The organism is Streptomyces sp. NPDC093600, assembly GCF_044764755.1.
Lineage (GTDB): Bacteria > Actinomycetota > Actinomycetes > Streptomycetales > Streptomycetaceae > Streptomyces.
This window is the reverse complement of the sequence record NZ_JBIWIU010000026.1, coordinates 1-1,399: the sequence shown is the minus strand read 5'-3', so window position 1 is coordinate 1,399 and position 1,399 is coordinate 1. Positions and strand designations below refer to the sequence as shown.

Genomic DNA, 1,399 nt, shown 5'->3' with positions numbered 1-1,399 from the left:
GCTGAGACCTGATGCCGAGCCGATTGTGGTGAAGTGGATGATCCTATGCTGTCGAGAAAAGCCTCTAGCGAGTTTCATGGCGGCCCGTACCCTAAACCGACTCAGGTGGTCAGGTAGAGAATACCGAGGCGTTCGGGTGAACTATGGTTAAGGAACTCGGCAAAATGCCCCCGTAACTTCGGGAGAAGGGGGGCCATCACTGGTGATCGGATTTACTCCGTGAGCTGGGGGTGGCCGCAGAGACCAGCGAGAAGCGACTGTTTACTAAAAACACAGGTCCGTGCGAAGCCGTAAGGCGATGTATACGGACTGACGCCTGCCCGGTGCTGGAACGTTAAGGGGACCGGTTAGTGACCTTTCGGGGTTGCGAAGCTGAGAACTTAAGCGCCAGTAAACGGCGGTGGTAACTATAACCATCCTAAGGTAGCGAAATTCCTTGTCGGGTAAGTTCCGACCTGCACGAATGGCGTAACGACTTCTCGACTGTCTCAACCATAGGCCCGGTGAAATTGCACTACGAGTAAAGATGCTCGTTTCGCGCAGCAGGACGGAAAGACCCCGGGACCTTTACTACAGTTTGATATTGGTGTTCGGTTCGGCTTGTGTAGGATAGGTGGGAGACTTTGAAGCCGTGACGCCAGTCATGGTGGAGTCGCCGTTGAAATACCACTCTGGTCGTGCTGGATGTCTAACCTCGGTCCGTGATCCGGATCAGGGACAGTGTCTGATGGGTAGTTTAACTGGGGCGGTTGCCTCCCAAAGGGTAACGGAGGCGCCCAAAGGTTCCCTCAGCCTGGTTGGCAATCAGGTGTTGAGTGTAAGTGCACAAGGGAGCTTGACTGTGAGACCGACGGGTCGAGCAGGGACGAAAGTCGGGACTAGTGATCCGGCGGTGGCTTGTGGAAGCGCCGTCGCTCAACGGATAAAAGGTACCCCGGGGATAACAGGCTGATCTTCCCCAAGAGTCCATATCGACGGGATGGTTTGGCACCTCGATGTCGGCTCGTCGCATCCTGGGGCTGGAGTCGGTCCCAAGGGTTGGGCTGTTCGCCCATTAAAGCGGTACGCGAGCTGGGTTTAGAACGTCGTGAGACAGTTCGGTCCCTATCCGCTGCGCGCGTAGGAATATTGAGAAGGGCTGTCCCTAGTACGAGAGGACCGGGACGGACGAACCTCTGGTGTGCCAGTTGTCCTGCCAAGGGCATGGCTGGTTGGCTACGTTCGGGAGGGATAACCGCTGAAAGCATCTAAGCGGGAAGCCTGCTTCGAGATGAGTATTCCCACCTCCTTGAGAGGGTAAGGCTCCCAGTAGACGACTGGGTTGATAGGCCGGATGTGGAAGCCCAGTAATGGGTGGAGCTGACCGGTACTAATAGGCCGAGGGCTTGTCCTCAGTTGC

Annotated in this window: 1 rRNA gene (cut by a window edge); it reads left to right on the top strand. The window is 56.3% G+C overall.

The features are described 5' to 3' along the window. Window positions 1-1,393, top strand: a 23S ribosomal RNA gene (locus tag ACIRB4_RS31595); it begins 1,796 nt to the left of the window's first position. The last annotated feature ends 6 nt before the right edge of the window (window positions 1,394-1,399 follow it).